At 70.8% G+C, this 5589-nt stretch carries 4 protein-coding genes; all 4 read left to right on the top strand.

Going from position 1 to position 5589, the window contains the following annotated elements:
• Nucleotides 1–114 precede the first annotated feature (114 nt).
• Nucleotides 115–1305, top strand: coding sequence for a hypothetical protein (locus G6R24_RS17665; RefSeq protein ID WP_163550323.1), 1191 nt, complete (start codon nt 115–117; stop codon nt 1303–1305).
• The gene (locus G6R24_RS17660) at nt 1302–2717 is read left to right on the top strand and encodes an amidohydrolase family protein (RefSeq protein WP_225438667.1); all 1416 of its coding nucleotides are present in this window, start codon (nt 1302–1304) and stop codon (nt 2715–2717) included. The genes G6R24_RS17665 and G6R24_RS17660 overlap by 4 nt, the downstream gene beginning before the upstream one ends.
• Before the next feature lie 841 nt (nt 2718–3558).
• Nucleotides 3559–4851: a bifunctional o-acetylhomoserine/o-acetylserine sulfhydrylase gene (locus G6R24_RS17655; protein ID WP_163550322.1), complete on the top strand. Its 1293-nt coding sequence runs from the start codon at nt 3559–3561 to the stop codon at nt 4849–4851.
• Nucleotides 4823–5589, top strand: a 767-nt coding sequence (locus tag G6R24_RS17650; RefSeq protein WP_163550321.1) for an alpha/beta fold hydrolase, incomplete at its 3' end; no start/stop codon positions are given. The genes G6R24_RS17655 and G6R24_RS17650, both read left to right, overlap by 29 nt.

Genomic DNA, 5589 nt, shown 5'->3' with positions numbered 1-5589 from the left:
TGACTCCGCGGCGGCCGCGGCGATCCCGCCATCTCGCCCTGGTGGCGGGCCGGTCGTGAGCGGAAACGTGTCACCCCGAGGGTTCCCCGAGAACCCTCCAGAACTAGGAGCGAAATGGGACGACTGAAGCGGGGTGGCATTGTCGCCGCCACCGCGGCGCTGGCTCTCACCGTGGCGTCATGCAGCGGGAACACCGCGGGCAGCGACTCCTCCTCATCGGGGGCGTCCACCGCCCCGGCCGCCGTGTCCGGCAGCGCGCTTGACCTGCGCGGCGCCTGCCCGGCCACGGTCGTGGTGCAGACCGACTGGTTCGCGGAGTCCGAGTACGGCTACCTCTACAACCTGCTCGGGCCGGACCGTAAGATCGACACCGCCAAGAAGCGCATCACCGGATCGCTGGTCTCCGGTGGCAAGGACACCGGCGTCGACATCGAGGTCCGCTTCGGCGGGCCGGCGATCGGCTTCGAGCAGGTCAGCGCGCACATGTACGTCGACAAGGCGATCACCCTGGGCGTCGTGTCAACCGACGAGTCGATCCAGAACTCGACCTCCCAGCCCACCAAGGCGGTGTTCGCGCCGTTCGACGTGAGCCCTATGATGATCATGTGGGACAAGAAGGTCTACCCGAACTTCACCACCCTGGTGGACATCGGACAGTCCGACACCAAGGTCCTCTACTACGAGACCGACTCGTACATGCAGTACCTGCTCGGCGCCGGCATCCTGCGCCAGGGCCAGGTGGACGGCGGCTACGACGGTTCGCCGTCACGGTGGGTCACCGCCGATGGCAAGGTCGCCGAGGCTGGCTTCGCCACCTCCGAGCCCTACATCTACCAGCACGAACTCGGTGACGGGCACAGCTACGACGTCAACCTGCAGCTCATCAACGACACCGGCTACCCGGTGTACGGCCAGGCGCTGGCCATCCGCAGCGGGGACGAGAACAAGCTCGCCCCCTGCCTGCGCAAGCTCGTGCCGATCGTCCAGGCCTCGCAGGTCGACTTCATGGCCAAGCCCGCCACGGCCAACAACCTGATCATCGACGCGGTCAAGGCCGACAAGGCCTCGGTCTGGAGCTACTCCCCTGGTCTCGCCGCCTACGCCGTCCAGGCGATGAAGGACCGCAGCCTGGTCTCCAACGGCTCGAACACCACCATCGGCGACATGGACCAGGCCCGGGTGGCCCGCATGCTGCAGATCCTCACCCCGATCTACGCCGGGCAGAAGAAGCCGGTCAAGAGCGGCCTGACCCCCGCCAACCTGTTCACCAACACCTACCTGAACACGAGCATTGGACTGAAGTGACTGACTCCGCCACCGTCGCCGGTTCCCCCACGACCTCGGGCACGGGATTCGTGCTGCGGGCACGTCATGTGCTGACGATGGGTGCGCCGGGCCATGTGCGGGACGGGGCGGTCGCGGTCGTCGACGGGCGGATCGCCGCCGTCGGTGACCACGACGACGTCCGGGCCCGCTTCGCGGACCTGCCGGTTCTCGGCGACGGTGGCGGCATCCTCATCCCCGGTTTCGTCAGCTGCCACGGGCACTTCTCCGAGGGGCTGGTGACCGGCATCGGCGAGACACACACCCTGTGGGAGTGGTTCGTCCACGTCGTCGAGCCGATCGAGGACGCCCTCACCCGTGAGATGGCGTACGTGGGCACCCTGCTCAAGGCCACCGAACTGGCCCTGTCCGGGGTGACCACCGCCGCCGACATGTTCTGCTCGGCGCCCGGGGCGACCCCGATCACCCCCGGTGTCGTCACCGCCCTGGACGAGGTCGGCCTGCGTGGTGACGTCTCCTTCGGGCCGTCCGACCTGCCACATGATCGCCCCCTCAAGCACATCCTCGCCGAGCACGAGGCATTGGCGCAGGCCGCCGCCGGCTCCCGGCGCACCCGCTTCCGGGTCGGGCTCGCGACCGTCCCGGCCAGCAGCGACGCCCTGCTCGCCGCGACCCGCTCCCTGCTCGCCGAGGTCCCCCGCCTGCACGTCCACCTGCACGAGGTGCGCGAGGAGGTCACCGCGTCGCGCACCAGTCGTCGGGCGAGTTCCATCGAGTTCGCGGCCGACCTCGGCCTGCTCGACGCCCAGACCGTCGCCGCCCACTGCGTCTGGCTCTCCGACGCCGACATCGCCCTGCTGCGCCGGCACGACGTCGCCGTCGCCCACTGCCCGGTGTCCAACATGATCCTGGCCAGCGGCGTCTGCCAGGTGCCCCGGTTGCTGCGCGAGCGGGTCCCGGTCGGTCTCGGCGTCGACGGCGCGGCCAGTAACGACTCGCAGAACATGCTCGAGACCATCAAGGCCGCGGCGCTGCTGCAGAAGGTGCACCACCAGCAGGCCGACATCCTCTCCGCACCCGCCGTCCTGCGGATGGCGACCCTCGGTGTCGCCCAGGCCCTGGGCCTGGGCGACACCGTCGGCAGCCTCGAGGTCGGCAAGGCCGCCGACCTCGTCCTGCTCGCCGAGGCGAGCCCGTCCATGGCCTTCGTGCACGACCCCTACCAGGCCGTCGTGTACTGCGCCGGCCCCCGCGACATCGCCGGGGTGTGGGTGGACGGCGAACGGATCGTGGCCGACGCCCGCATCCTCACCACCGACATCGCGGCGGTACTGCCCCGGGCCCGCGCCCTGGCCACCGACCTGGCCACCGACCTGGCCACCCGCGCCGGCCTGCACTCCGAACTCGCCGGCGTCCCCAGCTCCGACCACTAGACCCGGTACCGCCCCGACGGACCATCCCTGGCCATCCGCGGCCACGAACAGAGACCGAGGCGCCATGGCCCGCACGGGACGGCCCGGGCGGGCCTTCCGGATCAGAGGGCTGGCGCGGTCAGGGCGATCCGTGGTCGCTGGGCACGGTGGTGGCGAGGATCGCCGACGGTCCACACGAGGCGACCCGACCCGTTCCACCTTCCACCGGCGCACCGAACGGATCGGCAGGTCAGTGAATGTTGCGGCGATGTGACACGCGGGCTTCGGGCGGCCACCCTGAACGCAGACAAACGCGACTGGCGCTGCTAGCGTCGAAACCGTGAGGTCACAGGCGCGACGTCCGCACCGGTGGCCGGTCGGCCCACGATGTTGCCCGGGTTGTCCGGTCGCCCACGCGGCCACGACGGAGCAGTGTCGCCGAGGCCACCACGCACCGCATCACACCGCCTCCTGAACAGCGGCGATCACCAGGACCGCCCCAGCCGGTCCGCGATCGACCAACGCGGGTTGCCCGAGAGATCGGCACGCACGCGCCGAACGACATGGACGGCCGCCACCTCTCCACCGTCAGCACCTGCGCCGTGCGGCATCCGTCGCGCGGCACCCGCCAGGTCGATCTCCGCGGTCCGACATCGGCGGTCCGACATCCGTCGTGTGGCGTTCGTCGTGCGGGACCCGGCAGGTGGGCATCGGCGCTTCGACGGCAGGCGCTCGTGAGGCGCTCGCCTTCGGGGGCGGTCGAGGTGGGCGGGGTGGCGGCGCGTCGCAGCACCAGATTCCTGCCATATTCCTGCCACGGGGGCAGGAGTTCGCCGATTGACGACACGGGGAGAGTCACCAGATGAGCTCCGACGGCTGGTCGTTCGAGACCCAGCAGATCCACGCGGGCGCACAGCCCGATCCGACCACCGGCGCCCGAGCGGTGCCGATCTACCAGACGACGAGCTACGTCTTTCGCGACACCGAGCACGCGGCCGCCCTGTTCGCCCTGGGCGAGCCAGGCAACATCTACACCCGGATCATGAACCCGACCCAGGACGTGTTCGAGCAGCGCGTCGCCGCGCTCGAGGGTGGCATCGGCGCGCTCGCGACCGCGTCCGGTCAGGCCGCGCAGACGCTGGCCATCCTGAACCTGGCGGAGGTGGGGGATCACGTCGTCTCGTCCTCGAGCCTGTACGGCGGAACGTACAACCTGTTCCATTACACGCTGCCCAAGCTGGGCATCGAGGTCAGTTTCGTCGACGATCCCGATAATCTGGGCGCGTGGCGCGACGCCGTCCGGCCGAACACGAAGGCGTTCTACGGCGAGACGATCGGCAATCCGCGCGGCGACGTGCTCGACACCGCCGGCATCGCCGAGGTCGCCCACACCCATGGCGTCCCGCTGCTGGTCGACAACACGCTGGCGACGCCGTACCTGTACCGGCCGTTGGAACACGGCGCGGACATCGTCGTGCATTCGGCGACGAAGTTCATCGGCGGGCACGGCACCACGATCGGCGGTGTGATCGTCGACGGCGGACGGTTCGACTACGGCGCATCCGGACGGTTCGCGAACTTCACCACCCCGGATCCGAGCTACCACGGCCTGGTCTACTGGGACGCGCTCGGCCACGGTTCGTACATCGCGAAGGCCCGGGTGCAGCTGCTGCGCGACATCGGCGCCGCGATCTCACCGTTCAACGCGTTCCTGCTGCTCCAGGGCCTGGAGACGCTGTCGTTGCGGATCGAGCGGCACACCGCGAACGCCCAGCGGGTCGCCGAGTGGCTCGAGGCCCGCGACGAGGTCACCTGGGTCGCCTATCCCGGTCTGCCCTCGTCCCGCTGGTACGACCGGGCACGGCAGGTGCTGCCGCGTGGTGCGGGGGCGGTCCTGTCGTTCGGCATCGCCGGCGGCGCGGCCGCAGGACGGCGCTTCGTCGACGGCGTCGAACTGTTCAGCCATCTGGCCAACGTCGGCGACGTCCGCTCCCTGATCATCCACCCGGCGACGACGACCCACTCGCAGCTCACCGAGTCCGAGCAGGCCACCACCGGCGTGACCGGCGACCTGATCCGCCTGTCGGTGGGCATCGAGAACATCGACGACATCCTCGCCGATCTCGATGCCGGATTCCGTGCCGCCAAGCCCTGACCCGGACGCCCGCGCCGCCCCGGCCCACACCGCCGGGGCGGCCCCGCCCTGGCCCCTCCCACCCGGCGCACCCTCCATGGCGGCGCCGGACGACGCGGTCCTCGGGGGGTGGCGGGAGGGTGTCGATCCGGTCGGGGAGCGCCGTTTCGCCCGGCTGGGACAGCCGTTGCGGTTGGAGCGCGGTGGGGATGTGGCCCGGGTCCAGATCGCCTACGAGACCTGGGGCCGGCTGGACGCGACGGCGAGCAACGCCGTGCTCGTCCTGCACGCGCTGACCGGCGACAGCCACGCCGCGGGCCCGGCCGGACCCGGCCATCCAGGTCCCGGCTGGTGGGACGGGTTGATCGGACCCGGACGAGCGCTGGACACCGAGCGCCTGTTCGTCGTCGCACCCAACGTGCTCGGCGGCTGCCAGGGCAGCACCGGTCCGGCCAGTCCCGCACCGGACGGGCGTCCCTACGGCTCACGCTGGCCCGAGGTGACGATCCGCGATCAGGTCGACGCCGAGGCCGCGCTCGCCGACGCCCTGGGCATCCGACGCTGGTCCGCGGTCGTCGGCGGCTCCATGGGCGGGATGCGCGCGCTCGAATGGGCCGTTCGCCACCCCGGGCGCGTCGCCCGCGCGGTCGTGGTGGCCTGCGGCGCGGTGGCGACCGCCGAACAGATCGGCCTGTACGCGGTCCAGCTCCAGGCGATCACCAGCGACCCCGGCTGGCACGGCGGCGACTACCACCTCTC

The sequence above is a fragment of the Candidatus Frankia nodulisporulans genome (genome assembly GCF_902806475.1).
Lineage (GTDB): Bacteria > Actinomycetota > Actinomycetes > Frankiales > Frankiaceae > Frankia > Frankia umida.
This window is presented reverse-complemented; position numbering and strand designations above follow the sequence as displayed.